Source organism: Serratia sp. P2ACOL2 (assembly GCF_003691565.1).
Lineage (GTDB): Bacteria > Pseudomonadota > Gammaproteobacteria > Enterobacterales > Enterobacteriaceae > Serratia > Serratia liquefaciens.
The window spans coordinates 2,736,534-2,762,162 of record NZ_CP033162.1; the positions used below are offsets into that span (position 1 = coordinate 2,736,534).

20 protein-coding genes and 1 riboswitch are annotated in these 25,629 nt (G+C 55.7%); of the genes, 7 read left to right on the forward strand and 13 right to left on the reverse strand.

Translation table 11 applies throughout. The annotated features are described in order from the left end of the window. Nucleotides 1–37 precede the first annotated feature (37 nt). Nucleotides 38–1,303 carry an ABC transporter substrate-binding protein gene (locus EBA31_RS13300; RefSeq protein WP_122079430.1) on the reverse strand — a complete coding sequence of 422 codons (1,266 nt, stop codon included), beginning with the start codon at nucleotides 1,301–1,303 and terminating at the stop codon, nucleotides 38–40. 123 nt (nucleotides 1,304–1,426) lie between these two features. Between EBA31_RS13300 and EBA31_RS13305 the strand changes: the two genes are divergently transcribed. After that, nucleotides 1,427–2,362: a LysR family transcriptional regulator gene (locus tag EBA31_RS13305; protein ID WP_044551345.1), complete on the forward strand. Its 936-nt coding sequence runs from the start codon at nucleotides 1,427–1,429 to the stop codon at nucleotides 2,360–2,362. Here the strand turns inward: EBA31_RS13305 and EBA31_RS13310 are convergent, their stop codons facing one another. Next, entirely contained in the window at nucleotides 2,363–2,632 is a 270-nt protein-coding gene (locus EBA31_RS13310) for a PTS transporter subunit EIIB (protein ID WP_122079431.1), read from the reverse strand. Between the two features lie 174 nt (nucleotides 2,633–2,806). Between EBA31_RS13310 and EBA31_RS26925 the strand changes: the two genes are divergently transcribed. After that, nucleotides 2,807–2,980 (forward strand): hypothetical protein, encoded by a 174-nt coding sequence (locus EBA31_RS26925; RefSeq protein ID WP_020826993.1) that lies wholly within the window; start codon nucleotides 2,807–2,809, stop codon nucleotides 2,978–2,980. A 21-nt stretch (nucleotides 2,981–3,001) separates the two neighbouring features. Here the strand turns inward: EBA31_RS26925 and EBA31_RS13315 are convergent, their stop codons facing one another. Both EBA31_RS13315 and EBA31_RS13320 read right to left on the reverse strand, forming a co-directional pair. Next, nucleotides 3,002–3,328 carry a rhodanese-like domain-containing protein gene (locus EBA31_RS13315; protein WP_122079432.1) on the reverse strand — a complete coding sequence of 109 codons (327 nt, stop codon included), beginning with the start codon at nucleotides 3,326–3,328 and terminating at the stop codon, nucleotides 3,002–3,004. Continuing rightward, on the reverse strand, nucleotides 3,329–5,755 hold the full coding sequence (locus EBA31_RS13320) for a DUF3772 domain-containing protein (protein ID WP_122079433.1): 2,427 nt from the start codon (nucleotides 5,753–5,755) through the stop codon (nucleotides 3,329–3,331). It lies immediately after the preceding gene. A 484-nt stretch (nucleotides 5,756–6,239) separates the two neighbouring features. On the opposite strand from EBA31_RS13320, the gene EBA31_RS13325 reads away from it, so the two are divergent. Continuing rightward, entirely contained in the window at nucleotides 6,240–7,967 is a 1,728-nt protein-coding gene (locus EBA31_RS13325) for an ABC-F family ATP-binding cassette domain-containing protein (protein WP_122079434.1), read from the forward strand. A 51-nt stretch (nucleotides 7,968–8,018) separates the two neighbouring features. Here EBA31_RS13325 and EBA31_RS13330 read toward each other — a convergent pair whose 3' ends face one another. From EBA31_RS13330 to EBA31_RS13355, 7 genes are all read right to left on the reverse strand, one after another. Beyond that, complete coding sequence (locus tag EBA31_RS13330) at nucleotides 8,019–8,666, reverse strand: TetR/AcrR family transcriptional regulator (protein ID WP_122079435.1); 648 nt, start codon at nucleotides 8,664–8,666, stop codon at nucleotides 8,019–8,021. A 41-nt stretch (nucleotides 8,667–8,707) separates the two neighbouring features. Beyond that, nucleotides 8,708–11,812 (reverse strand): efflux RND transporter permease subunit, encoded by a 3,105-nt coding sequence (locus EBA31_RS13335; protein ID WP_122079436.1) that lies wholly within the window; start codon nucleotides 11,810–11,812, stop codon nucleotides 8,708–8,710. Nucleotides 11,813–12,040: 228 nt separating this feature from the next. Continuing rightward, entirely contained in the window at nucleotides 12,041–13,417 is a 1,377-nt protein-coding gene (locus tag EBA31_RS13340) for a cation diffusion facilitator family transporter (RefSeq protein ID WP_122080628.1), read from the reverse strand. A 26-nt stretch (nucleotides 13,418–13,443) separates the two neighbouring features. Next, nucleotides 13,444–13,623, reverse strand: a complete 180-nt coding sequence (locus EBA31_RS13345) for a hypothetical protein (protein ID WP_020827000.1) — start codon at nucleotides 13,621–13,623, stop codon at nucleotides 13,444–13,446. A gap of 111 nt (nucleotides 13,624–13,734) precedes the next feature. Continuing rightward, nucleotides 13,735–13,827: a protein MgtS gene (gene mgtS, locus EBA31_RS26795; RefSeq protein WP_156033825.1), complete on the reverse strand. Its 93-nt coding sequence runs from the start codon at nucleotides 13,825–13,827 to the stop codon at nucleotides 13,735–13,737. Nucleotides 13,828–13,969: 142 nt separating this feature from the next. Further along, nucleotides 13,970–14,992, reverse strand: a complete 1,023-nt coding sequence (locus EBA31_RS13350) for a magnesium transporter (protein WP_081835853.1) — start codon at nucleotides 14,990–14,992, stop codon at nucleotides 13,970–13,972. Between the two features lie 72 nt (nucleotides 14,993–15,064). After that, a riboswitch (M-box (ykoK) riboswitch) is annotated at nucleotides 15,065–15,238 on the reverse strand. A 146-nt stretch (nucleotides 15,239–15,384) separates the two neighbouring features. Next, entirely contained in the window at nucleotides 15,385–17,049 is a 1,665-nt protein-coding gene (locus tag EBA31_RS13355; protein WP_122079437.1) for an ABC transporter substrate-binding protein, read from the reverse strand. Between the two features lie 516 nt (nucleotides 17,050–17,565). Here EBA31_RS13355 and EBA31_RS13360 point away from each other — a divergent pair. The 4 genes from EBA31_RS13360 to fusA all read left to right on the forward strand — a co-directional run bounded on the left by EBA31_RS13360 (nucleotide 17,566) and on the right by fusA (nucleotide 23,612). Beyond that, nucleotides 17,566–18,582, forward strand: a complete 1,017-nt coding sequence (locus EBA31_RS13360) for an iron ABC transporter substrate-binding protein (protein ID WP_020827004.1) — start codon at nucleotides 17,566–17,568, stop codon at nucleotides 18,580–18,582. 34 nt (nucleotides 18,583–18,616) lie between these two features. Continuing rightward, the gene (locus EBA31_RS13365; RefSeq protein WP_122079438.1) at nucleotides 18,617–20,200 is read left to right on the forward strand and encodes an iron ABC transporter permease; all 1,584 of its coding nucleotides are present in this window, start codon (nucleotides 18,617–18,619) and stop codon (nucleotides 20,198–20,200) included. Next, on the forward strand, nucleotides 20,197–21,234 hold the full coding sequence (locus EBA31_RS13370; RefSeq protein WP_046373473.1) for an ABC transporter ATP-binding protein: 1,038 nt from the start codon (nucleotides 20,197–20,199) through the stop codon (nucleotides 21,232–21,234). The genes EBA31_RS13365 and EBA31_RS13370 overlap by 4 nt, the downstream gene beginning before the upstream one ends. A 272-nt stretch (nucleotides 21,235–21,506) precedes the next feature. Beyond that, nucleotides 21,507–23,612: an elongation factor G gene (fusA, locus tag EBA31_RS13375; protein WP_122079439.1), complete on the forward strand. Its 2,106-nt coding sequence runs from the start codon at nucleotides 21,507–21,509 to the stop codon at nucleotides 23,610–23,612. Nucleotides 23,613–23,643: 31 nt separating this feature from the next. Here fusA and EBA31_RS13380 read toward each other — a convergent pair whose 3' ends face one another. After that, nucleotides 23,644–24,609 (reverse strand): DMT family transporter, encoded by a 966-nt coding sequence (locus EBA31_RS13380; RefSeq protein ID WP_122079440.1) that lies wholly within the window; start codon nucleotides 24,607–24,609, stop codon nucleotides 23,644–23,646. A gap of 105 nt (nucleotides 24,610–24,714) precedes the next feature. Continuing rightward, nucleotides 24,715–25,542, reverse strand: coding sequence for an AraC family transcriptional regulator (locus EBA31_RS13385; RefSeq protein WP_122080629.1), 828 nt, complete (start codon nucleotides 25,540–25,542; stop codon nucleotides 24,715–24,717). Nucleotides 25,543–25,629 lie beyond the last annotated feature (87 nt).

A 25,629-nucleotide genomic window follows, 5' to 3' on the forward strand; every position in this document is an offset into this window, starting at 1 on the left:
CCGGCGGTTAATGGGGAGATAACTCGGCCTTGCGCTTTCAGCGCCATCCTCTGGCTTTGATCCGTTCCAGTCGCTGCTGTAAATCCGCCACGGCGGTGACACCGTCACTGTCACCGCGCAATACGTTAAAGGTGGCGTTGTAGATGGCTCGGGAAACCTGCGCGTATTGCCGTTTGGTTTGAGTGGCCGGGCGCGGCATGGCCTGCGCGAATATGCCCTTGAAGTCTGCCAAATAAGGCGCCTGCGCCAATACTTGCGGATCGTCGTACAGCGCGGTGCGCGAAGGAGCCTGACCCAATAACGCCAGCGCCCTTTTTTGCGATTCGGCATCGCTGACGATTTTCAGCAGCGCGATGGCCGCCTTGGGGTGTTTGGTATAGCCGTTGATCGCCCACTGCCAACCGCCCAACGCGCTGACCGAATGGCCGTCAGCCCCTTTCGGCAACGGCATCACCCCCACTTTGCCGCGGATCGCGCTGCTACTGTCCTGCGCTAGCACGTAGGCGTAGGGCCAATTGCGCATAAACAGCGCATCGCCGTTTTGGAATACCGCCCGCGACTCTTCTTCCATGTAGCCAAGCGTGCCTTTCGGCGTGATTTTGCCAATCCAATCGGCGGCCATATTCAGCGCTTGCGCCGCTTGCGGGTTGTTAATGGTGATATTGCCCTGAGCATCAATAAAACTGCCGCCGTTTTGCGACGCTACCCACTCCAGGGCGTTGCAGGTCAGCCCTTCATAAGATTTTCCCTGAAACACCAGCCCCCAAAAGTTTTTGTGGCCGGCGGCACGCTCAGCTTGCTGAATGTGGGTTGCGACGCGGGTCAGATCGGCCCAGGTCTCCGGCGGTTGTTCACCGTATTTCTCCAGCAGATCCTTGCGGTAGTAGAGCGCACCGCTGTCCAGATAGGCCGGCACCGCTTTGACCCGGCCATTAACCACGTTGTTTTGCCAGGCGGCGGGGAAGAAATCCTGTTTGATGTCGCTCACGCTGTCGGTCAGATCCAGCAGGTGTTTGTTCAATACGCCGATCCATACGGTGTCGGCCTGAAACAGATCGATGGCGCTGGCGTCTTTGGCGGCAAACAGTTGCTGGAACAGCGACAGCTTTTCATCGGAGGCAGGAGGCAGATCGATAAATTCCAGGGTATGGCCAGTCTGAGCCTCAAAGCGCTGTTTGATCTCGTTGCAGTATTGGCGCCCTTCTTTGCTTGGCGCGCATTGCATACGCAACGTGTCGGCCAATACTTGCCCGGACATCAACGCCAGTGCGGCGGCAACCATACTCGGTATCAATCTTCTCATTGCATCCTCTCTGGTGGCGGCTGGGAATACCGGCATAGGAGCAAGCTATCGAAGGCGGGTCATTGGCGGAAATCGTTTTTCATCGCTACGATATAGAAACTTTCTATACCACCAGTGGAAAATATGATCGTGGACAAAATTCTGCGGCAGTTTATCGAAGTGGCAATGTTCAAAAATGTGAGTCATGCAGCAAACAAACTTTGCCTGAGCCAGCCGACGCTGACCCACAACATGAAGAAGCTGGAAGAGAATTTGGGGGTACAGCTGCTGGAGCGTACCTCAACCGGAGTGAAAACCACAGAATACGGCGATCTGCTGTTGGAACAGGCACAAATGATGCAGCGTATTTACGACAACACGCTGATCAAACTGGCATTTATCAAAGCCCGACAGGAGCAGAGCCTGCGCATGGGTACCGGCCACGCCTGGTGGTATATGTTTGTGCGCGACAGCTTCAATGCCTATCGCAAGCTGCACCCGATGGTGAATATCCATATCGATCTGGGCAACCACCTGCGCCTGATGGATCTGCTGTTGGGCGGAGATATCGACTTGTTTATCGGCCATGAAATTCAGGGGCTGAACCCCAAAGCAGGCATCAGCTTTCTGCCGCTTTTTGGCACCACCGACAGTATGTTCGTCCGGCGCGGACATCCGCTGCTAGGGCAAAGCGTGGGGCCGGATGCGCTGCTGGACTATCCCTGCGTTGAGCTGACCCCGGATGAGAGTCGTTACCATCATATGGTGGAAGATATGCAACCGAAAAAGCTGGCGCGAAACCGCCTGCATCTGGCGGAGAGGGTGATTTGTTCGACCAATTCCATGATGTCGGCTGTGGACATGATTAACGATTCCGATGCGGTACTGCTGAGCTATCCCTCCTGTATGGCAGGCTATTTTGCGGATTACGGCATTGAACCCCTGCAGCTGGTCCAGCCAGGACCACGTTGCACCGTCGGTATTTATTTGATGCGCGAAAAGGCGGATGCCCCCCATGTGGTGCAGATGCAAACCTTAATGCAGCAACACCTGGAACAGATCCGCCCGCTGTTGTCGTAGTTACCTCTCGCCGGTCAGCGCCACCAGCGCCTGGTACAGCGGTCGGGCATTGCCCGGCCCCACCACCAGCTGATATTCGGTCGTCAGGCGTGGCGTGTCGACCTCCAGCAGCGCTTTGACCCCGGTCAGGCCATCGATAGCTGGTCGATCCAGCCGCCCGGCATCGCGCAGTTCCACCCTGATACGGCTGGCGCAGTAGCGTATCTTGGTCAGGTTTTCCGCTCCGCCAAAGGCGGCCAGCACCGACGCCGCAAGCTGATGTGTTTCCATTGTGCCTCCAGAAAAAGATTGCCTATGCAACAACAGCATAGGGCCGTCGGCGGGCCGAAGTGAAATTGGTTTCACCCGGTGCAATATAGACCCTGTCTATAACGCATCATTCGGCGCCCTCAATCTGTTACAAGGCATATACTTAACGGAGTGTACAGATAGGAGGTAATTGAGATGAAAGCGATAATTCCCCTGTTTTTGATGCTGATGCTTTCCGGCTGCCTTGGCCGGGGCGGCCCACAGGATGTGCCGCCACCGCCGGTGCATAACGATCCACAAACCTGCAATAATTCCTCCGCCAGCGCCAACAGCGACTGCTCTCAGTCGGTGGTACCGGCGATGCACTAACGCAAGCCATGCGGGCCGCGATCAGATCTCTATACGCAGGCCCGCCGCTTTCCAGTCAGGAAATCCGTCTTCCAGCCTGCGGGCCTCGCGACCTTTGGCGCGCAGCACAACAATGGCGTTAACCGAAAGCACGCAGTAAGGGCCGCGGCAATAGGCGACCACTTCACGGCCTTCGGGTAACTCGGCCAATCGACGTTCAAGTTCTTCCAACGGAATGTTCAATGCGCCAGGCAAATGCCCCAGCGCATACTCTTCATGCGGGCGTACGTCGAGCAAAAGGCCCACGCCGTGTTCGGCGTAGGCCTTTATCTCAGCGCTGTCCTTTGCGCCGGGCTGTGGTAATCCCAGCTACGAAGATTGTTCTTCTTCGTTGGCCAGATTTTTCGCCTGCTGTTTCATAAACACCACTTCCTGCGGGCTCGACATGTTGACACGGTGCGCCCGCAGCAATTTGAGAATATTGAACAACAGTTCGCTCTTGGTTGAACCGACCATGCGCGGGCTGGCGACATAACCGGTCACGCTGAGGATAATGCCGTCCGGGCCGAGTTGGCTGAAGCGAACATAGGGCGCCGGGGCATCCAGAATGGCTTCATATTCCTGATAAGCGCTCAGCAGGATGTTGCGAACCTGCTCCGGATCGATATCCGTCGGGAAGGTCAGCGCAATGGTTACCACCCCCTGCGCATTGCCCATGGTGGCATTACGCACGTTTTGAGAGATAAGTTGAGAGTTAGGTACGATCATCGTCGAGCGATCGCTAAGCTGGATCTCGGTGGCGCGCACATTGATACGACGCACGTCCCCCTCTACGCCGCCGATACCAATCATATCGCCGACTTTCACCGGGCGTTCGGTCAACAGAATCAAACCGGAAATAAAGTTCTTCACGATTTCCTGCAAACCAAAACCGATACCCACCGACAAGGCACTGACGATCCAGGCCAGGTTGTTCCACTGAATGCCCAGCGCCGCCAGGGTAATCAGGATCAACAGCACGTAGCCCACGTTGCTGAACAACGTCACCAGCGACGCACGAATACCGATATCTGCAATGGTTTTTGGCAGCAGTTCCTGGCTTAACCAGCGCTGGGTAACTCGCAGAATATAGATGCCAATGGCCAGGCAAATCACCGCATTGATCAGGTTGCCGGGCACAATGTTCAGTTGTTTCAGCCCTTCGCCGCTAAGAATGGCGATGATCTTTTCCAACAGCGAGTTGGGCGTCGTGGTGCCAAACGAGCCGTTAAACAACGAGACAATCATCAACAACAGCAGCGAGCACTTGGCGATGGCGGTGAAGATGATCGCCATCTGCTCCAGGTGGCGATCCTTAAAATTAAGCGACTTCTTCAGCATCTTGCCACTGGCGGTTTGCGGCGAGAAGATTGCCGCGCACAGGTCAGTGGCGAACAGCACCAGGAAATAGAACGTCATTAACACCAGCGCGATCCAAATCACCTGATAGGTCAGGAAACGGGCAAAAGCGATATACCCTATCAGCAGCGAAAGCAAGATCACGCTTGAACACACCAGGGTGCTCATATGCAAAAGCCCACTGATGGTGGAGCGCTTCTCTACGTGTTCGCCCTGCTGTTCCAACTGACGGCGGATACGCTGAGAACGCAGTGGCATCGCCAGCAACACCATGCCAATCAAGCCGGCAACCAGGCCGTTACCGAAAATGGTGGTGCTCAAACTGGCGCTGACGGCATTATTAATAAGTTCTACCGTACCAAATGCCAATGCCAGCCCGGCCAACAGCGGCGAGAAATAGCGCAGACCTGAGGCAACGGCATTATCCAGGGTGCCAAGGCGCCACGAAGGGCGATTAAGTGACAGCGTTGCGCGCCCCAGTCCGGCAATCAGCGCGCAGAAAATCCCTAACTGATAAAAACTCCCGGCGAAATCCTCCAGCATCACCGGTAAGGGTTGTACGCGTGTGAAGGTGAGGAACAGCAGGTTCAACGCAATGCTGGTAGTAACAACCGTGACGGTGACGGTCATGATTGCCATAAAACTGCGGCGCAAACGCCCGTCCGGAAGATAACGGATGCTCACCCACGCCAGGAAACGCTCGGAAAAATAGCGCCCCCACGACCAGATAACCACCGCCAATACCAACAGACCCAGGGTGCCGTAACGTGAATCTTCCTGCCAACTGGCGTCCCAGGTCTGTTTCATTGCGGCGTTGAACTGATCCAGGCGCTGCACGTCGTCATCGGCAGGCTTTATCACCGGCGTCCAAAATTTGGTGCCCAACACGCTACCGGTATTCAACGCCAACTGACTTTTGAACGCGACGCGACGTAAGTCACTGATTTGTTGCCCCAGTTCGAGTACGCCAGCTCTCATCGCCTGTGCGCGTTGAACCGCTTCGTCGAGCTGCTTCTTGCTGTTATTCAAGGCATTGCGCTGTTGTACCACTGCCGCGTTTTCTGCCAACGCGCCTGCCGCCGGTTGCGGCCCCAACACGTCCAGTTGCGCCTGCAGCTTCTCTTGCGCCGGTTGCAAGTCGGCCGCCAGCTTTTCCAGCTTGGCGGCCAAATCGTCAGTGGTCAATTTCAGCTTACTGAGCTGGGTATCGTTACTGGCTTTGGAAACCTGCTGTTTGATGCTGTCCAACTGCTTCTGGTAGTTTTTCAGGGCGGTCGCAGGGTCCGGCTGGCTTTCGGCTACCGGGCTGTCATCCTGTGCGGCAACGCTGGTCAGCGGCGCCAACTGCAAGCCAAACAGCAGGAACAGGAAAAGAATAATTTGACGGGGCTTTAACATAAATTCGGGGCTCAGCCTTTACATGATAGACAAACGAAACAGGCGGGCCGGTAGTCACCGACCCGCCTGGCTAATCATAAACTGAGATTATGATAACTGCTTAATCCCCGCTTAAATATCAGTATTACTCCCATTCAGCACGATTCTCATGGTGACAACGTCACTAAAAACAATGAAGATTTACCACTTACCGCACTGATAACGCTGCGAATTTACACTAGCGCAACCTGCCAAAGCCCCCTATACTCAGCTCATTCATTAACCTACGTTATAAAGGAGGATTACTATGCCGATGTGTGAATTGTTTTTTTACTCACACTTCTATAGTAATTGCCGCTGCTCAAGCATTACCGGTATCGTGCTGCGATAACCCAGGCTTGAGCGAAGCTTACTAACATTTGAGTCCCTTCCCTCCGGCTTACCGGGTTGTCGTCAGCGATGTTTGACGATAGGCATATGCATGCCTGTAACTCTTGAGTAAGCAATGAGCACACTACTTTCTGCATTATCTGTCGGCTACGACAACAATTTCGGCCCTCTGCTGGTTGAGGTTTCCTTCAGCCTGAAGAAAGGCGATCGCATTGGTTTAATCGGCCACAACGGCTGCGGTAAAAGCACCCTGCTTAAAATCCTCAGTGGCGATCTGCCCGCCAGCGCCGGCAGCGTAACCCCTTCCAACCAGTGTCTGATGGCGCGGGTAGAACAACACCTGCCCGAAGCGCTGCATGACTGTAGCCTGCTGGATGCGGTATTGGCGCGCTTACCCGAAAATCAACGCGTCAGTGAAAGCTGGCAAGGCGAGGTGCTGCTAAGCAGCCTGGGCTTTGCGCCTGAGTCATGGACGCTGACCGCAGGCACACTGAGCGGCGGTCAACATACGCGCTTGCTGTTGGCGCGCGCGTTGATTCGCCAACCCGACCTGCTGCTGCTTGATGAGCCGAGCAATCACCTGGACTTGCCCACGCTGCTGTGGCTGGAGCGATTTCTGCAAAACTGGTCCGGCAGCTTCGTGCTGGTATCCCACGATCGTCACCTGTTGGATCAGGTCACCAACTGCACCTGGATCCTGCGCGATAAGACCCTGCAGTTTTTCCGCCTGCCCTGTACCGCCGCACGCAAGGCGCTGGAGGAACAGGATGAGGCGGATGCACATCGCCGTCAGGCGGAACAGAAAGAGATCGACCGGGTGGCGAAAAGCGCCCAGCGGCTGGCCGTGTGGGGCCGGGTTTACGATAACGAAGACCTGGCTCGCAAGGCCAAACAAATGGAAAAACGCGTTGATCGGCTGAAAGAAGAGCAAACCACGCTGAGCGCAGGCAGCCAATGGCGGCTCAGGTTAAAGGGCGAGGCACTGGATGCCGATCGCCTGCTGGCCTTGCCGCAGCTGGACGTGCGCCCGGCGGCGGAGGCTCCGGTTCTGTTCAGGCTGGCATCGTTGCGGGTCAAAAGCGGGGATCGCATCGCCATCGTCGGACGTAACGGCTGTGGCAAATCTTCGCTGCTACATCATCTGTGGCGTGAGTATCAAGATGCAAGCCATCGAGAAGCCGTGTTCCACCCGCGAGTCCGTATCGGCTATTACGATCAGAGCCTGCAGCAACTGCGTGACGACGACACGCTGAGCAAGGCGCTGTCGCATTTCGCGCCGCTGACCGAGGAACAGCGGAAAATGGCGCTGATCGGTGCCGGATTCCCTTATCTGCGCCATCAGCAACAAATCAGCACCCTGAGCGGCGGCGAGCGTTCGCGCCTGCTGTTTGTTGGGCTGACGCTGGCCAACTACTCTCTGTTATTGCTCGACGAGCCGACCAACCACCTGGATATGGAAGGCAAAGAGGAGCTGGCCGAGACCCTGCGTCAGTTTGAGGGCGCAGTGATGCTGGTCACCCACGACCGAATGCTGATCGAAAATAGCTGTAACCGCTTCTGGTTGATTGACCAGCAACGGCTGGAAGAGTGGCAGGATCTGGAGCCGGTCTACGACCGATTGGCACAAGCGCCGGAGGCCACGCCAATGACCACCTCGCCCGAGCAGCCTGCCAGTCGCGACTTGCAGCATGCGGACGAGGAGCGACTGTTGGCCGCGCTGTTTGAACTGGAAAGCAAACTGCAAGAAGATCTGGCGCGTAAACCCAAGCATCAAAAAGTACAGCTGCAGCAGCAATGGCGAAGTGAAATCGCGAGCCTTACCGCACAGTTAAATTTGGACTAACCTTTACGGGCCGCCTGCGGGCGGCCTTTTAATCTGCCTGAATCAGAGGCCTCACCGGGCGCTGTCATTCTCTGTTGGCAATTCATTCCGATAGCCCCAACCACGCAGAAAAAGAGCCACCGCGACGTCGGCCAGCTGTTGCAACTCGGCTTTGTCCGGCAGTTCGTCAGACAACAGCGCAGCAGGAAGCCCATACCCCATCACCGCACCCAAGAAAGCCTGTGCCTGCAATTCGACATTGCCCAGCGTCAGTTGGCCCCGTTGCTGCGCACGCTGCAATAAGGCGACCAGTCCCTGCAGCACCCGCCCGGACTCGCGCTGCTGCAGCGTGGCGTACAATTCCGGCCGTTGCTGCAACAGTTGGATCAACAGCCGCTGGAAATGAATGCTTTTCTTTTGGTAAAAATGATCCTGCACCACCGCAGCGAAACGCCCCAGCACCAGCGAAAGATCCTGCGTATCTCCGGCCATAATGGCATTCAGCGGCGGCTGCATCATCTCCTTCATGTAGCTGAAGGTCTCCAGTACCAGCGCATCTTTTCCCGGGAAATGGTTGTACAGCGTTTGCCTGGTGGTTCCGGCCTCGGTGGCAATCATATCCAGCGAAATGTCCAATCCCTGAGTCAGAAACAGCTCGCTGGCAGTGGCCAAAATACGCGGTTTGGCCTTCATCGGACGCCCCGGTTGCCGGTTATTCATGGTAAATTTACTCCTGCCAAGCAAAGATCATGTCGAAAGGATTATTTTTTGCTTTTCAATCGTGCCAGCCCTTGTTTCACCAGCACAAAAAACAGCGGTACAAATAACAAGGCCAACAGTGTGCCAGAAATCATGCCGCCGATCACCGCAATCCCTATCTCACGCCGGCTGGAGGCTCCGGCCCCCACCGAAAGTGCCAGCGGGATCACCCCGGCGACGAAGGCCAGCGACGTCATCACAATCGGCCGCAAACGCAGACGCGCCCCCTCCAAAGTCGCCGCCAACAGGGCTTGCCCAGACTTCATCTGCGACTCGGCAAATTCAATAATCAGGATGGCATTTTTGGCGGAGAGGCCGATCGTGGTCAGCATACCGACCTGGAAATAAATGTCGTTTTCGTAACCGGCCAGCCGCGTAGCGACCACCGCACCCACAATGCCCAAGGGAATAATCAGCATCACCGCGAGGGGGATTGACCAGCTTTCATACAGTGCCGCCAGGCACAGAAAAATAAACAGCACGGAGGCCAGATAAACCCACAGTGTTTGCCCTGCGGCCACCTGTTCCTGGTAGGACAACCCGCTCCACTCAAGACCAAAACCGGCAACGTCCTGGATAATGTTTTGCATCTGGGTCATCGCCGTGCCAGAACTTTCGCCCAGCACCGCCGCTCCTTGCAGCTGCGTCGCCGAAAGTCCGTTAAAGCGTTGCAGCATTTGCGGCCCGGAAAGCCAGCGTGTGGTAGCGAAGCTCGCAAATGAAGCCATGCTGCCGCTGCTGCCGCGAACGAACCACTGATTGATGTCATCAGGTGCCGAGCGCGAGGAGGAATCCCCCTGCATGTAAACGCGCTTCACTCGGCCGCGGTCGATAAAATCATTAATGTAAGCCCCGCCCCAGGCAGCAGACAGCGTGTCATTAATGTCCGACTGCTGTAGCCCTTGCGCACTGGCCTTCTGCTGATCGATATCCACCTGAAGCTGCGCTTTGTCCTCCAGACCGTTTACCCGCACCGCCGTCAATAATGGGTCATCGTTCGCCGCGGCAATCACCTGCTGCTGCGCCAACTGCAATGCATCATGACCGGCATTGCTTTGATCCTGCAGCCAGAGCTCAAAACCGCTGGACTGCCCCAGGCCACGTACCGCCGGCGGTGACAGTACGTTGACTTGCACATCACGGCTGCCTTTAAAGTGCTGATTGGCGCGAGCAATGATCGCCTGCGCCGTATTTTCACTGCCGTCGCGCAAATCCCAATTTTTTAACTCCGCAAATGCCATACCGACATTCTGCCCGCTGCCGGCATTGTTGCGTCCGACCACCATAAAGATCACGCTCAGGTTTTCTTTTTCTTCGGTCATAAAGTAGTCGGCAATGGCGTCGGCGGCTTCCTGGGTTTTCGCCATTGGGGTGCCGGGCGGCATGGAGAACTGCACCATGACTGACCCCTGATCCTCTACCGGTAAAAAACCCGTTGGCATGCGGATATATTGCCATGCCATCAGGCCGGTAATCAGCAGTGCAACCAGGCTGTAAAACCCTTTGCGCGCCAGAATATGCGTCAGCCAACGGCTGTAACCCTGCTGACTGCGATCAACCGTGCGGTTAAAGCGGGTGAAAAACCATCCCCGTTTGCCGTGACCGCTTGGGCGAAGCAAACCGGCGCATAATGCCGGCGTCAACGTCAATGCCACCAGTACGGACAGCACCATGGATGAAACGATAGTGATGGAAAACTGACGATAAATAATGCCGGTCGACCCGCCCAAAAAAGCCATCGGAATAAACACCGCGGACAGCACCAGAGCGATGCCAATCAGCGCGCTGTTGATCTCACCCATCGAGCGCAGCGTTGCCTCCTGAGGGGGCAATCCTTCCTCCTCCATGACCCTTTCCACGTTTTCGACCACCACTATCGCGTCATCCACCAACAGACCGATAGCTAACACCATGGCAAATAACGTCAGGGTATTGATGCTGTAGCCCAGCAGCGCCAAAATGCCGAAGGTCCCCAACAGCACCACCGGTACGGTGATCGCAGGGATCAGCGTGGCTCGCCAGTTCTGCAAGAACAGATACATCACCACCACCACCAGGATAATGGCCTCGATCAGCGTCTGCACCACGCCCTCAATGGACACCGTGACAAAGGGCGTGCTGTCGCGTGGATAAGCCACTTTTAATCCGGCGGGAAACTGGGGGCTCATGCGTTCAACCTCAGCCCGCACACTTTCCGCCACCGCCAGCGCGTTTGCGCCCGAGGCCAACTGAATGGAAATCCCGGCCGCCGGGTAACCATTCAGCCGGGTTTGGTTCTGATAATTCTCTGCACCAATTTCCACCCGAGCGACATCCCGTAAATACACGGCGGAACCGTCGGTGTTGGTGCGTAAAATGATGTTGCTGAACTGCTCGGGCGTTTGCAGTCTCGACTGCGCGGTGACGGTCGCATTCATGGCCTGGCCGGGCTCTGTCGGCAGCGACCCCAGCTCGCCGCTGGTCACCTGGGCATTTTGCGCCTCTACCGCCGCCTGAACGTCGGACGGCATCAGGCCGTAACTGGTCAAACGTAAAGGATCCAGCCAAATGCGCATCGCATATTGCGCGCCGAATACCGTCGTTTCGCCCACGCCGTCGACCCTGCTCAGCGGATCCTGCAGTGAACTGACCAGAAAGTCGTTGATATCAACGTTGTCCATACGCCCACTGGTATCGTACAGCGCCACCACCATCAGGCTGTCTCCCTGAGACTTGGTGACGGTAATGCCCTGCTGTTGTACTTCCTGCGGCAGCCGCGAGTTAGCCTGATTAACCGCATTTTGTACCTGAACCTGGGCGATATCCGGATCGGTCTGCTGGTCGAAACTCAGGCTGATGCGCGCCTGCCCGGCAGAACTGCTGGTCGAGGAGAAGTACAGCAGGCCATCGATCCCCTTGATTTGCTGTTCGATCACCTGAGTCACGCTGTCCTCTACCGTTTTGGCCGCGGCCCCAGGATAGTTGGCGGTAACGGTAACGCCCGGCGGAGCAATATCCGGATACTGCTCCACCGGCAGCGTCAGCAATGCCAAAACACCCGCCGCCATAATGCAAATAGCCAACACGGCGGCGAATACCGGTCGGAATACAAAGAAATGCGCCAGCATCGCTTACCCTCCTGTCTGAATGAAGGGGATATGGCACATCGATATGCACTGATGGCCCGCTGGCTTTGGGTCGATTTTCATTGGGATCCTCGCGACTCGCCTTAATTTATTTACTTTACAGTAAAGTAAATAAACTAAGGAAACAAGCGAACGAATCCATCCGGTTTTATCCGTATTGCATGAAAGAAGTTGGGATCGGGTGGCCGCACGACGGGCCACCCTGTGAACTTAGACGCCGGGCTTGATAGGTTCTACATGCCCGACTGCCCGCGTAACCGTGGGATACAGTGCGCGTAGCTGGCGTTCGATGCTGTCCACCGCCGCGTGAGCCGACACAATGGAGGCCGCCGGAGAAACCCGACAATGAAAATTGACGATAATGCCATCCGCGGTTTTGCGCGCACGAATGTTGTGTACGTCCTGCACCATCTCACCGTTTTCCACCGCTGCCTGCAAGATCTGGCGAATGTGGGTCAATTCGTCCGGCGCAACATCTTCGCTGGCAATCCAGTGGTGTGTCTGGGGCTCCAGATGGGTTTCGATTTCAGTCTTCTCGCCAATCGCCTCGCGCAGCAAGGTTTCAATCTCACTGGCGATATCGTGCGCTTGCGCCACGCTGGCACTGGCCGGCACCGCCAGATCGAGGCTGATCGACATGCGTTCAGGCAATTGCTGCAGCGCCAAATTTTGCACCACCGCCCCGTGGTTGGCGGCGATCACCCGAATGCGCGTCGCCATGTCTTCGTCGCTGCGGGTTTGCGGGTTGGCAATCACCGTAGCCTCGGCATTGGCGTACTGCTGTTCCAGACGTTCAGCAATAGACTTTTTCAGCGCGTTGATACGCTCCAGCGGCAAGGTGCGGCACACGGCGACGGTGACCTCAATGAACAGCATGGCACCGGCGTTGCGGATGCGAATATTCTCGGTGGCCAGTATTGCGGGGAAGCTCTGGAGCAAGGCATCGATTTCTTCCTTGGCACCGGCAGGCGCGGTATCCATCAGCGAATCGAATGAACGTTTCCCCAGTTTCACCGCCGCGACCACAATAAAACAGGCTACGATCAACGCCGCGATGGCGTCTGCACGGTTGAAGCCGAGCATGACGAACACCATGCCCAACAGCACCACGGCAGAAGCCAGCATATCGGAAAAGAAATGTAGCGCATCGGCCTCCAGCGCCGCGCTGTCGGTAGCCTTTGCCACGCGGTTCAACGCCCTGACGCGGAAAAAATCGACCCCAATAGAGATCAACAGCACCGCAATCACCACTGGGGCAGCGACGATTTCATGCGCCTCCCCGAGCAAGCTTTTGCCGGCCTCGTAAACAATCCAGCCCGCGGCGCCCAGCAACAACAGCACTTCAAACAGCGCGGCCAGGTTTTCGACCTTGCCGTGGCCAAAATGATGGTCGTCATCAGCGGGTTTGTCGCTGATGCGTACCGCCAGCCAGGTAATGCTGGTGGCGATAAAATCGGTGAAAGAGTGGATCCCTTCAGAAATAAGACCAATACTGCCGGTAAAAATACCGGCAATAAATTTCCCGGTCGCCAATAGCCCGCTGGCTATCATGGAATTTCTGGCAACGGATTGTTTTTCATTTTGCATATTACGGCTCACATTCAAAGGGGCATTCATTTCTTTATTTTAGTCGAGTATTGCCAGGCAAAAGCAACCAGCAGCATACTACCCGAGAATGTCAGCATTAAACTAGACAGAAATTCTGATTTTCCGGTTGAATAAAAATAAATCTCATTCACACCCACAGCAATCATCAAAATGGCGTAGAGAAGGCCAAGAATAGAAATAATCATTATCGTTATACTCCATCAAGCCGCATTTAGCGGTCAGAGTTTAATCGCATCCTCCCCGTAGTAAATAAATCACTTCAGGGAGGATGCCTCCAGGCGAGTCTTCAGCGTTCATTAATCATCCCATTTAGAGCTCATATAGGCGGCTAACAGGCCCAATGAACTGATGATGCACAGGAATCCTACAAAAAATGTCATATTTCCCATTATTTCTTCCTCGGTTAATTGTTATCGATAAAAACCTCTTTAATTAAAAAGCGGATTAGGTTAGTGCTCATGGATATTTACGGACCTCCTGTACAATGTGAGTTAATTTCCGCCCCGGCAGAGACACAGGGCGGAGAGCCTTTTATATTCCCAGCACGTGCTGGGCAATTTTGAAGTAAATAATCAGGCCGGTACCGTCAATAAAGGTGGCGATAAACGGTGCCGACACCACCGCCGGGTCAATGCCCAAGCGCTTGAGCAGCATCGGGATAATGGATGAAACAATGGCGCTCCAGACGGTAATCGCCACCAACGACAGGCTGACCACCAGAGTCACGTCCATACCTACGCCCATGATCCAGGCGCGCACCCAGGCGGCGACGCCGATGGTCACGGCTATCAGCAGCGAGGTGGACACCTCTTTGCGGATCACCGCGCCGAGGTTACGCAGGCTGACCTCTCCCAGCGCCATGGCGCGAACCAGTGTAGAGGTGATTTGGGTGCCGCTGTTACCGCCGGTACCGATCAGCAACGGAATGAAGAACGCCAGCGCGATCGCCGCTTCCAACTGATCTTCAAATGCCTTCAACACATTGCCGGTATAGGCCTCCGCGACAAACAGCATCAGTAACCATACCGAACGCTTACGCCATAAAGCCCAGGGGCTGGTCTCCAGGTAGGGCTTGTCCAGCGGCAGGCTGGCGCCCTGGCGCTGCGCATCTTCGGTATTTTCATCTTCAATCAGCCGGGCAATTTCTTTTTCGCCCAGCACGCCCACCAGCGTTTTATTCACCACCACCGGCACTACGTCCAGCCCGCCCTTGCCCAATAAATGGGCGACATCATTACGATCGTCATCGGGAGAGACCTGGAAATAGCTGTGATTGATCATCACGCCAACGGGTTTATCCTCTTCTTCACACTGCAATAATTTTTTTACCGACAGCGTGCCACGCAGATGATAGTCGTCAGCAGTGACAAACAGCTGTGCGGGAATTTCATCCGTTTTTAACTGAGAAAGAAAATATTCCTTGGCTTTACTGACCGTCATATTGCCGGGAACGGTAATAAAATCGGCATTCATATAGCTTGCAACCAAAGACTCGTCTTGAGTTTCAGCATGGGCCAACGCCGGGGAGAGGTAATTTTGATGTGACTTCATTATGTTAGTCCCTATTTCTGTTTAAACTTCAACAGCGAATCGCATAGGGGCGTTAACCACAGAGGGAGTGCAGAAAGCCTATCTCCGCGTCCAGGTTTTAGCACTATACAACGTATCTGATGTGTTAATCAGAAGTTACTTTGGGCTGAACCTTAATCCGATAAAGCCTGTCTTAACCTTGGGCATCTCTCGATGTCGTCAGATCAGTAACCTGTGTTTGTATAGGAGCCTCGCCAAACGAGATACTGCATATAAACTACGGGGGGCAGTATAGGCAGGGTTTTTAATCGATGGGCAAAAATCTGGCTTGCCGTTGATGAAACATTTAGAAAAAACATTTTCGGTAAAAATAATAAAATGTGGGACGGAACAATCCTAACCCACATTATTTACCGTCAATGCGCGAGGATATACACGTTTTTGTCGTACAACGGCCCCTGGCGGGTAAAGTCGATGCCTTTCACATAGGGTTTGACCAGCGTGGCGTTAGCCTCGTAGTACACCGGGGCCACCGGCGTATCCACCGCCAACACATCTTCTGCCTGCTGGAAGGCCTGCTGCACCTGTTCCGGGCTTTGCGCCGCGGTAGCCTGGTGCAGTAGCCGATCGTAATGCTCATTGGCATATTTGGCCGAGTTCTCGCTGCTGGTAGAGCGGAAAACGTTCAAGAAAGTGGAAGGATCGTTGTAATCCGCCAACCAACGGCTGAAGGCTACGCTGTATTGCCCATTGTTGATGTTGTCCAATACCACCTTGCGCTCCTGATTTTGCAAAGTGACCTCTGCTCCCAGGTTCTTTTTCCACATCGCGCTAGCGGCGATCACAATTTTCTTGATGGTGGCGTCGTTGCTGTACAGCAGAGTGAAACGTAACGGATGCTGCGCGTTAAAACCGGCTTCCGCCAGCAGCTTTTTCGCTTGGGCAATGCGTTGCTCTTGCGACCACCCCGCCGCCACGCCAGGCTGTAAGGTAAAGCCACCGGCGCCGGTTGGGGTAAAGGTCCAGGCCGGCTGTTGACCATAGCCCAAGACCTTGCCGGCAATGACCTGTTTATCCAGCGCCAGATTCAGCGCCTGACGCACCCGCACGTCGTTAAAGGGCGGCTGCCGGTTATTAAAGGCAAAGTAGCTGGTCGACAGCAGCGGATAAGTCGCCAGTTGCTCATCGCCCAGGTTTTTTTTCAGCTGTTGGTATAACTCTGGCGGCGCGCTATAACCCAGTTCGATCTCACCGGCGCGAAAACGCGCCACTTCCGGGAACCCTTGCAGCGGCAGGAATGTCACCTTATTGAGCACCGTGTGGGCGTTATCCCAATACTGGGTATTTCGCTCTACTACCACTTTTTCATTCACCACCCACTGCGCCAGTTTGAAAGCTCCGTTACCGACGAAGTTTTGCGGTTGGGTCCAGTTTTTGCCGTATTGCTCCACCACTTTCCGATTTACCGGCAGCACCGGAAAATGCACCAGCTGTTTAAGCAAATAGGAGTTAGGTTCAGCCAGCGTCACCTGCAGAGTATGGGCATCCAACGCTTTCACGCCCAGTTCGCTCGCCGGTTTGCTACCGGCGTTAATTTCCGCCGCATTCAATACATAGGCCGACGCCAGATAGCTGCCGTAGGGTGAAGCGGTTTTGGGATCGGTCAAGCGACGCCAGCTAAAGACGAAGTCATCGGCGGTCACCGGATCGCCATTTGACCATTTCGCTTCTGGCCGCAGATGGAAGGTCCAGACAGTCCCCTTAGTTTCCCACTTGGTGGCCAATGCGGGGATCACCTCGCCATTTTTTCCCACCCGCAGCAGCCCTTCAAACAGGTCATTGAAGATATAAAATTCCACGTTGCTTTCCGCCAGGTTCGGATCCAGCGTAGCCGGCTCGTAACCATTGGCCCGCACCAGCTCCTGTTTGGCGGCCAGTTGAACGCCCGCAGGCACCTCGGCGGCCTGCACCGCCACGCCAGCCTGCAAAGACAAGATGATTAGACCAGCCAATCCCTTAAGCTTGAATGAATATGTCACGTCGCTATCCCTTATTGGTGTTTTGTCGACGCCTATATTCATCGAAGCAGTTGAATAAATTAAATCATTAAACGCTATGACTCATAACCAAAATAACTGGAGTGGAACAACATGAATTTCTTTCATTATCAAACTCCTACTCGCCATCCTGATGAGTCTGTTTTTCACCAGGGCTGAAGGAATGTTAACGGCTACCCGGCCAACACTTAATGGCGATGGTTGAATGCATTAAACGGCGTCACTCGTGGTTCTGAGGGCAGTTGCACCGACCGCGGAGATGACAGGCCAAACAGCGAGGTTATTGGTTTCATTGCACTGCCAATCGATTAACGCATTATAAATACTGATGAATTAGCGAATAAAAGAATCAATAATACTCAAGCTTAATTTTTCCTTAAGACAAGATAATTAGTGAGCAATTTATAAAAATAAATTAATACGAATCGTTTTCACTATCATTATTAATGTTCTTATATACAATCAGGGCTGCCCGGCATTCGTCAGGCCTTATTCATTCGCTTTTCTTCTCTGCACTCTCTCAATAAAAAGGATGACTGTATGAAGCTGCGTTTCACTTCTCTCGGCCCCATTGCCCTGTTGGCGTCGTCCATGATGCTGGCGTTTTCCGCCAATGCCGCATCTCAGGATGAAGGTATCGTTATTTATAACGCCCAGCATGAAAACCTGGTGAAATCCTGGGTGGACGGTTTTACCAAAGACACCGGCATTAAAGTGACCCTGCGTAATGGCGGCGACAGTGAGTTGGGTAATCAACTGGTGCAAGAAGGGAGTGCATCCCCTGCCGACGTTTTTCTGACGGAAAACTCCCCGGCGATGGTGTTGGTGGATAACGCCAAACTGTTTGCGCCCCTGGACGCCACTACCCTGGCCCAGGTTGAACCGCAGTACCGTCCACAGCATGGCCGTTGGATAGGCATTGCTGCCCGCTCAACGGTGTTCGTCTACAACCCGGCTAAGTTGACCGAAGCGCAATTGCCGAAATCACTGCTGGATCTGGCCAAGCCGGAATGGAAAGGCCGCTGGGCTGCCTCACCTTCAGGTGCAGATTTCCAGGCGATCGTCAGCGCCTTGCTGGAGCTAAAAGGCGAGAAAGCCACCCTGGAATGGCTGAAAGCGATGAAAACCAACTTCACCGCTTACAAAGGCAACAGTACCGTGATGAAAGCGGTGAATGCCGGCCAAATCGACAGCGGTGTCATCTATCACTATTATCCCTTTGTCGACGGTGCCAAGACCGGCGAGAACAGTAAAAATATCAAGCTCTACTACTTTAAACACCAGGATCCGGGTGCTTTTGTCAGCATCTCCGGTGGTGGCGTGTTGGCCTCAAGCAAACACCAGCAGCAGGCTCAGGCGTTCGTGAAGTGGATCACCGGTAAAAACGGCCAGGAGATCCTGCGTACCAACAATGCGTTCGAATATGCCGTGGGCGTTAACGCAGCCTCCAACCCGAAACTGGTACCGCTGAAAGAGCTGGACGCGCCTAAAGTCGACGCCTCCGCGCTGAACGGCAAAAAAGTCGTCGAATTGATGACCGAAGCCGGTTTGTTGTAAGCCAGTCTTGTCCGTAAAGAGAGCTTTTAGCCCTATGTCGAATATAGGTTTCAACGCTGCCGGTGCAGCGCCACGTTACGCTTCAGCCCGACGCCATCAGCGGCCGGGGCTGTTTATCGTGGCGGTCGCCATTTTACTCTCCCTGCTGGCACTGTTGCCGTTGGGGTTTGTCATTAGCGTGGCGTTTGAAACCGGTTGGCCGACGGTGAAAGCTCTGGTCTTTCGCCCCCGGGTGGCCGACCTGCTGCTTAATACTCTGTTGCTGGTGGTCTTCACACTGCCTATTTGTGCCGTTCTTGGGGTGGCATTGGCCTGGTTGACCGAGCGTACCACCTTGCCCGGACGGCGTATCTGGTCATTGTTAGCAACCGCACCGCTGGCGGTGCCCGCCTTTGTGCAAAGCTACGCCTGGATAAGCCTGGTACCTTCGATGCATGGCTTGGGCGCAGGGGTCTTTATTTCGGTCATTGCCTACTTCCCGTTTATTTACTTGCCGGCGGCCGCAGTACTGCGCCGGCTTGATCCCGGTATTGAAGACGTCGCCACTTCGCTGGGCACCCGCCCGCTGGCGGTGTTTTTCCGCGTGGTATTGCCCCAGCTGAAATTGGCGATTTGGGGCGGTTCACTGTTGATCGCTTTGCATTTGCTGGCGGAATACGGCCTGTATGCGATGATCCGCTTTGATACCTTCACCACCGCCATTTTCGATCAGTTCCAGTCCACTTTTAACGGCCCGGCGGCCAATATGCTGGCCGGGGTACTGGTGCTTTGCTGCCTGGTGCTGTTGCTGCTGGAAGCCGGCAGTCGAGGCCGAGCGCGCTATGCTCGCGTCGGTTCCGGCAGCGCCCGCAGCCAGAACGCTTACCGTCTTGGGCCTGCCGCTACCCTGTTCGGCCTGCTACTGCCCTTGGTACTCACCGCGCTGGCGCTGGGGGTGCCCTTTATCACGCTGGCCCGCTGGCTGACCTTGGGTGGATTTGAGGTCTGGCGCAATACCGAACTGCTGCCAGCCCTGCTGCAAACGCTGTCATTGGCGGCCAGCGGAGCGCTGTTGATCACCTTATGCGCCATCCCAATGGCCTGGCTTTCGGTACGCTATCCGGCACGACTGTATCGGATTTTGGAAGGCTGCAATTATGTCACCAGCTCGCTGCCCGGTATCGTAGTGGCGTTGGCGTTGGTCACCATCACCATTCACAGCTTCCGCCCAATTTATCAAACCGAAATTACCCTGCTGCTGGCCTATTTACTGATGTTTATGCCGCGAGCCTTGATCAACCTGCGTGCGGGCATCGCTCAGGCACCGGTAGAGTTGGAAAATGTCGCGCGCAGCCTCGGCCGTTCCCCTGCCCAGGCTCTTTGGAGTACCACGCTGCGACTGGCGGCTCCCGGCGCAGCCGCCGGTGCGGCACTGGTATTTCTGGCCATCTCCAATGAGCTGACCGCCACGCTGCTGCTGGCGCCTAATGGCACACGTACGCTGGCCACCGCTTTTTGGGCACTGACCAGCGAGATCGACTATGTAGCGGCGGCCCCCTACGCGCTGATTATGGTGGCGTTGTCCCTGCCACTGACCTGGCTTCTTTATTCTCAATCCAAACGCACGGCGGGATTATGAGCACGCTTGAACTACAAGGCATCGGTAAGTCCTATAACGCGATCAAGGTGCTGGAGCATGTTGATTTGCAGGTTGCCCCGGGCAGCCGCACCGCGATTGTCGGCCCTTCCGGCTCGGGGAAAACTACCCTGCTGCGCATCATCGCCGGCTTCGAAATACCGGACAGCGGTCGGGTGATGTTGCAGGGCCATTCGATGGACAATGGCAGCGGCTGGGTGCCAGCGCACCTGCGGGGCATTGGTTTTGTCCCGCAAGATGGCGCGCTGTTTCCGCACTTCACCGTGGCCGGCAATATCGGTTTTGGCCTGAAGGGCAGCAAGCGCGACAAGCAGCTGCGTATAGATGCGCTGATGGACATGGTGGCGCTGGATCGTCGCCTGGGTGCACTGTGGCCCCACGAGCTTTCTGGCGGGCAACAGCAACGCGTGGCGTTGGCCCGGGCACTCTCCCAGCAGCCGAAATTGATGTTGCTGGATGAACCCTTCTCCGCGCTGGATACCGGCTTGCGTGCCGCGACCCGCAAAGCGGTGGCAGAGCTGCTGGCCGAAGCCAAAGTGGCGTCTATTTTGGTGACCCACGATCAGACTGAAGCGTTGTCGTTTGCCGATCAGGTGGCGGTGATGCGCAATGGCCGTCTGGCACAGGTTGGGCCGCCGCAGGATCTTTATCTACGGCCGGTCGACGAACCCACCGCCACATTTTTAGGTGAGACGCTGGTGCTCTCCGCCGATCTGGAACAGGGTTGGGCCCAGTGCGCGTTGGGGCGGATTGCCGTGGACGACTGTAGCCGCCGTGGGCCTGCCCGCATCATGCTGCGGCCGGAGCAAATCCAAATCAGTCAGTCCGAGTCGCAACACTCCAGCCAGGCGGTAGTGACCCACATCGATTTCGCCGGTTTTGTCTCCACCCTGAATTTGCGTATGGCCAACAACGACGCCACGATTGAGCTTAAAACCGTCAGCCGCGAAGGCCTTCGCGCCGGTACCCTGGTCAATCTGAATATCATCGGTCAGGCACATATTTTTGCCGGGTAATACCTGCATCTCAGTCAAACCGGTGCCTGCAGAACAGGCATCGGTATCCCCCGAACCTGGCCTTCGCGTTGCAGTACCCTGGCGTCTCACTCAACTCGCTTAACGATAAAACCTATCGCAGCCATCGTTGAGTAAAAACCCTTTCATCAACTACGATTAGTTTGTGACCGGTGCAAGCATTCACCCGTCCGGAGATAACCCACAGAGGATTATCATAATTATTCATGCTGCTTAAAGCCGCCCTTCTTTGATGCGGCTAAGAAAGGTTAATTATGTCACGTACTACCCCCCTCGAACGCTACCGCAATATCGGCATCTCGGCGCATATCGATGCCGGCAAAACCACCACCACCGAGCGGATTCTGTTTTACACCGGGGTCAGTCACAAGCTGGGCGAAGTGCACGACGGCGCCGCCACCATGGACTGGATGGCGCAGGAGCAGGAACGCGGCATTACCATTACTTCGGCGGCGACGACCTGTTTCTGGAACGGCATGCAGCATAATTATCCGCAGCACCGCATCAATATTATCGACACCCCCGGGCACGTAGACTTTACCATTGAGGTCGAACGTTCGATGCGCGTGCTCGATGGCGCGGTCATGGTCTACGACTCGGTGGGTGGCGTACAGCCACAGTCGGAAACCGTCTGGCGCCAGGCCAATAAATACAAGGTGCCGCGGCTGGCGTTCGTCAACAAAATGGACCGCGTGGGCGCTGACTTTTTCCGCGTGCGCAAAATGATGATCGAGCGCCTTAAGGCCAATCCGGTACCGATCGTCATACCCATTGGTGCTGAAGACCACTTCACCGGCGTGGTGGACTTGGTAACCATGAAAGCAATCCTGTGGGACGAAGCGACCCAGGGGATGAGTTTCAGCTTTGAAGAGATCCCGGCGGATCTGCGTGAATCGGCACAGGAATGGCGGGATAAAATGGTCGAAGCTGCCGCCGAAGGCTCGGAAGAGCTGATGGACAAGTACCTTAATCAGGTACCGCTAAGCGAAGAAGAGATCGTTCGCGGCCTGCGCCTGCGCACCGTGGCCGGCGAAATTCAGCCGATGCTGTGCGGTTCCGCATTCCGCAACAAAGGGGTGCAACGCATGCTGGACGCGGTGATTGAGCTGATGCCCTCGCCGCTTGACGTTCCACCGATGGAAGGCCACGACGAGCGCGACAATATCGTGATCCGCCGCGCGTCTGACGATGAAAAGTTCTCGGCGCTGGCATTCAAGCTGATGACCGATCCCTTCGTCGGCCAATTGACCTTTGTGCGAGTGTATTCCGGCGTATTGGCCAAAGGCAGCAGCGTATACAACCCGGTGAAGGGGAAGAAAGAACGTATTGGCCGCATCGTGCAAATGCACGCCAACGATCGTAAAGATGTCGAAGAGCTGCACGCCGGTGATATCGCCGCCTGCGTGGGGCTAAAAGATGTTACCACCGGCGACACCCTGTGCGATCCCAACGCGATTATCACGCTGGAGAAAATGGTGTTCCCGGAACCGGTCATCGCTCAGGCGATTGAGCCGAAAACCAAAGCCGATCAGGAGAGGATGGGCATCGCGCTGCAACGCCTTTCCTCAGAGGATCCATCATTTCGCGTGCGTACCGACGAAGAGTCGGGCCAGACCATTATTTACGGCATGGGCGAACTGCATTTGGAAATTATCGTCGACCGCATGCGGCGTGAATTTGGCGTGGCGACCACCACCGGCAAACCGCAGGTGTCCTACCGCGAAACTATCCGCAAGCGCGTGACCGACGTGGAAGGCAAGTTTGTGCGCCAGTCCGGCGGTAAAGGCCAGTACGGCCACGTGGTATTGACGGTGGAACCCAATGAGCCGGGCAAGGGCTTTGAATTTTTCGATGAAATCAAAGGCGGCGTGATCCCGGGCGAATTTATCCCGGCGGTGAGAAAAGGCGTGCTGGAAGCCTTGAATAACGGCGTGCTGGCTGGCTATCAGGTGGTTGATGTCAAAGTGCACCTGACCTTTGGCTCTTACCACGACGTCGACTCCTCGGAGCAGGCGTTCCGCATGGCGGCCATCTTCGGTTTTAAAGAGGCCTGCCGTCAGGCGGATCCGGTGATCCTCGAACCCATTATGTCGGTAGAGGTAGAAACGCCGGAAGATTACGCCGGCAGCGTGATGGGCGATCTGTCGTCACGCCGCGGACTGGTGCAAGGGATGGAAGATATTCCGGGCGGCGGCGGCAAGGAGATTCATGCCAAGGTGCCGCTGTCGGAGATGTTTGGCTATTCCACCACCTTGCGCTCGATGTCGCAGGGGCGCGCCACCTACACCATGGAGTTCAGCCACTACGCCGAAGCGCCGCGCAACGTGGCCGAAGAGATCATTCACCACAGCAAAAAGTAAACTTACCGCCTGCCGCGCTCTGCGGCAGGCATTACTCCTTGGCCCCAATACTGACCACCACCGGCTGTGGCTTAATCCGCATCGCAGACACCACTCCCACGATCAGGCAGGCAATACCGCCCAACGTCAGCAGCGGTGGCCAGGCCTGACGCAGCATAAAGGTATAAGCCAACCCCGCCAGAATTTCGAAGACGATCAGCGGCCCGACCAACACCGTCGGCAGGCGCTGACTCGCCTCATTCCAGCACAATGCGCCAATCCACGAACACAACATGCCAATGGCAATCATCAACGGGACAAATACTTCAGGCCTGGGTCCGAAAGGCAACGCAAACTCCGGCTCGGTAAAAGCCAATTGACCGCAAACCACCACGTAACCGATCAGTGCCAGCGGCAGCGTCACCAGCCCCTGAGCCGTTGCCCAGGTCGCGGACCTTTGCCCCGGGTTCTCCCGCAGCCAGCGGGCATTACGCAATGGGAACCAGGTCCAGCACGCCACGGCCAACACCGCCAGGCCCAAGCCGCTGGTATAACGCCAGACGTCAACCGGGGCCGTATTGCCCTGCAGTTCGGCAACGTTGACCAATGCCAGACCGCAGGCAATCAGCACCAGCGCCGGCGTCAGTTTACGCCAGGAAAGTCGGCCATCGTGCTGGCTGTAAAACAGGTTGGCGGTCACCGAAATGACCACCGGCAACGTACCGATAATCATGGTAGAAACCGGCGCGCCAGTACGTTGAATGGCGCTCGCCAGGCACAGGTAATACAGCAGGTTGCCAATCGCCGTCAGCTTTAACGCCTCCAGCCAATCGTGACGATGTAACTTTTTCAGACGATGACGATCAAACCACGCCAACGGCAAGGCAATCAGCCCAAAGGCCAGATAACGCCCGGTCGACTGCAACGCCGCTGGGTATTCAGGGATTAACACCGGGCCGACAAAAATCAGCCCCCACATCAGCCCGGCAGACAAGGCAAATAACACGCCGACAAACATAATGACTCCATCAACAACCGGGAACGGCAATGCGGACCCGTGATTAAATACTTGGGGGTCAGCCTAACGAGCTCGGGCGGGAAAATATTGTAGCAGGTTGCTGTTTTAGCGGCTGGTGACCTGTTTCTGGTAGCGCACTGGCGTGACACCGTAACGATTGGCAAAGGCGCGCGTCAAATGCGCCTGATCGGTCAACCCCGCCGCTGCCGCCACCTGGGCCGCGGGCATACCGCGCCCCAGCATCAGTTTGGCCTGTGACAGACGGATCGCCATCAGCATCTGTTGGGGGGATACGTGATATTGGGCTTTGAATTTACGCAGAAAATGATATGGGCTGAGCGAAACCAGCGCCGCTAACTGCTCCAGCGTAATGACGGAAGCAAAATTATCGTGCAGATAGCTTTTGACGATATCAAAACGGTGCGCCGCTTCTGCTTTCAACGGGCGTGCCGCCTGGATATGCGGACGGAAAATGCTGATGACCTGCATCAGCAGATCGTCGATGGTCAGCGGATCACGAGCCTGCCACAGCGCGGCCAGCGTGGCGGACAACTGCCGTGCCGCTAACGGATCCTGGCGTATGGCATCGGTAAACCAAAACCCCTGCTCACCGGACAGCTGTTCCAGCGTGTGCGGTTCCAGATAAAGCATCCGATAATTCCAGCCGCCGGCGGTTTCCGACTCGCCGGTGTGCAACTCGTCCGGGTTCATCAATATCAGCGAACCGGGCGCCGCCAAATGTTGTGCTCCGCGATAGCGGAAGCGCTCAGCCCCCGAATCGACGGTACCGATGGCGAAAGCATCGTGGGTGTGCGGCTCAAAAACGTAGCGCTCGATATGCGCGTGATAAAGTTCAACGCCCGGCATCTGCGGTAGATGCCGAAACTGCGCGCTGTCTTTCTCAAAAGGAAACTGTTGTGGAACACCCTGCACCGTACCGCCCTGCTTCAATTGTGCCGATGCCGATAGGATAGACAACGCCGCAGGTTTTGAGTAGTGCGCAACGCGGTTTTCTGGACG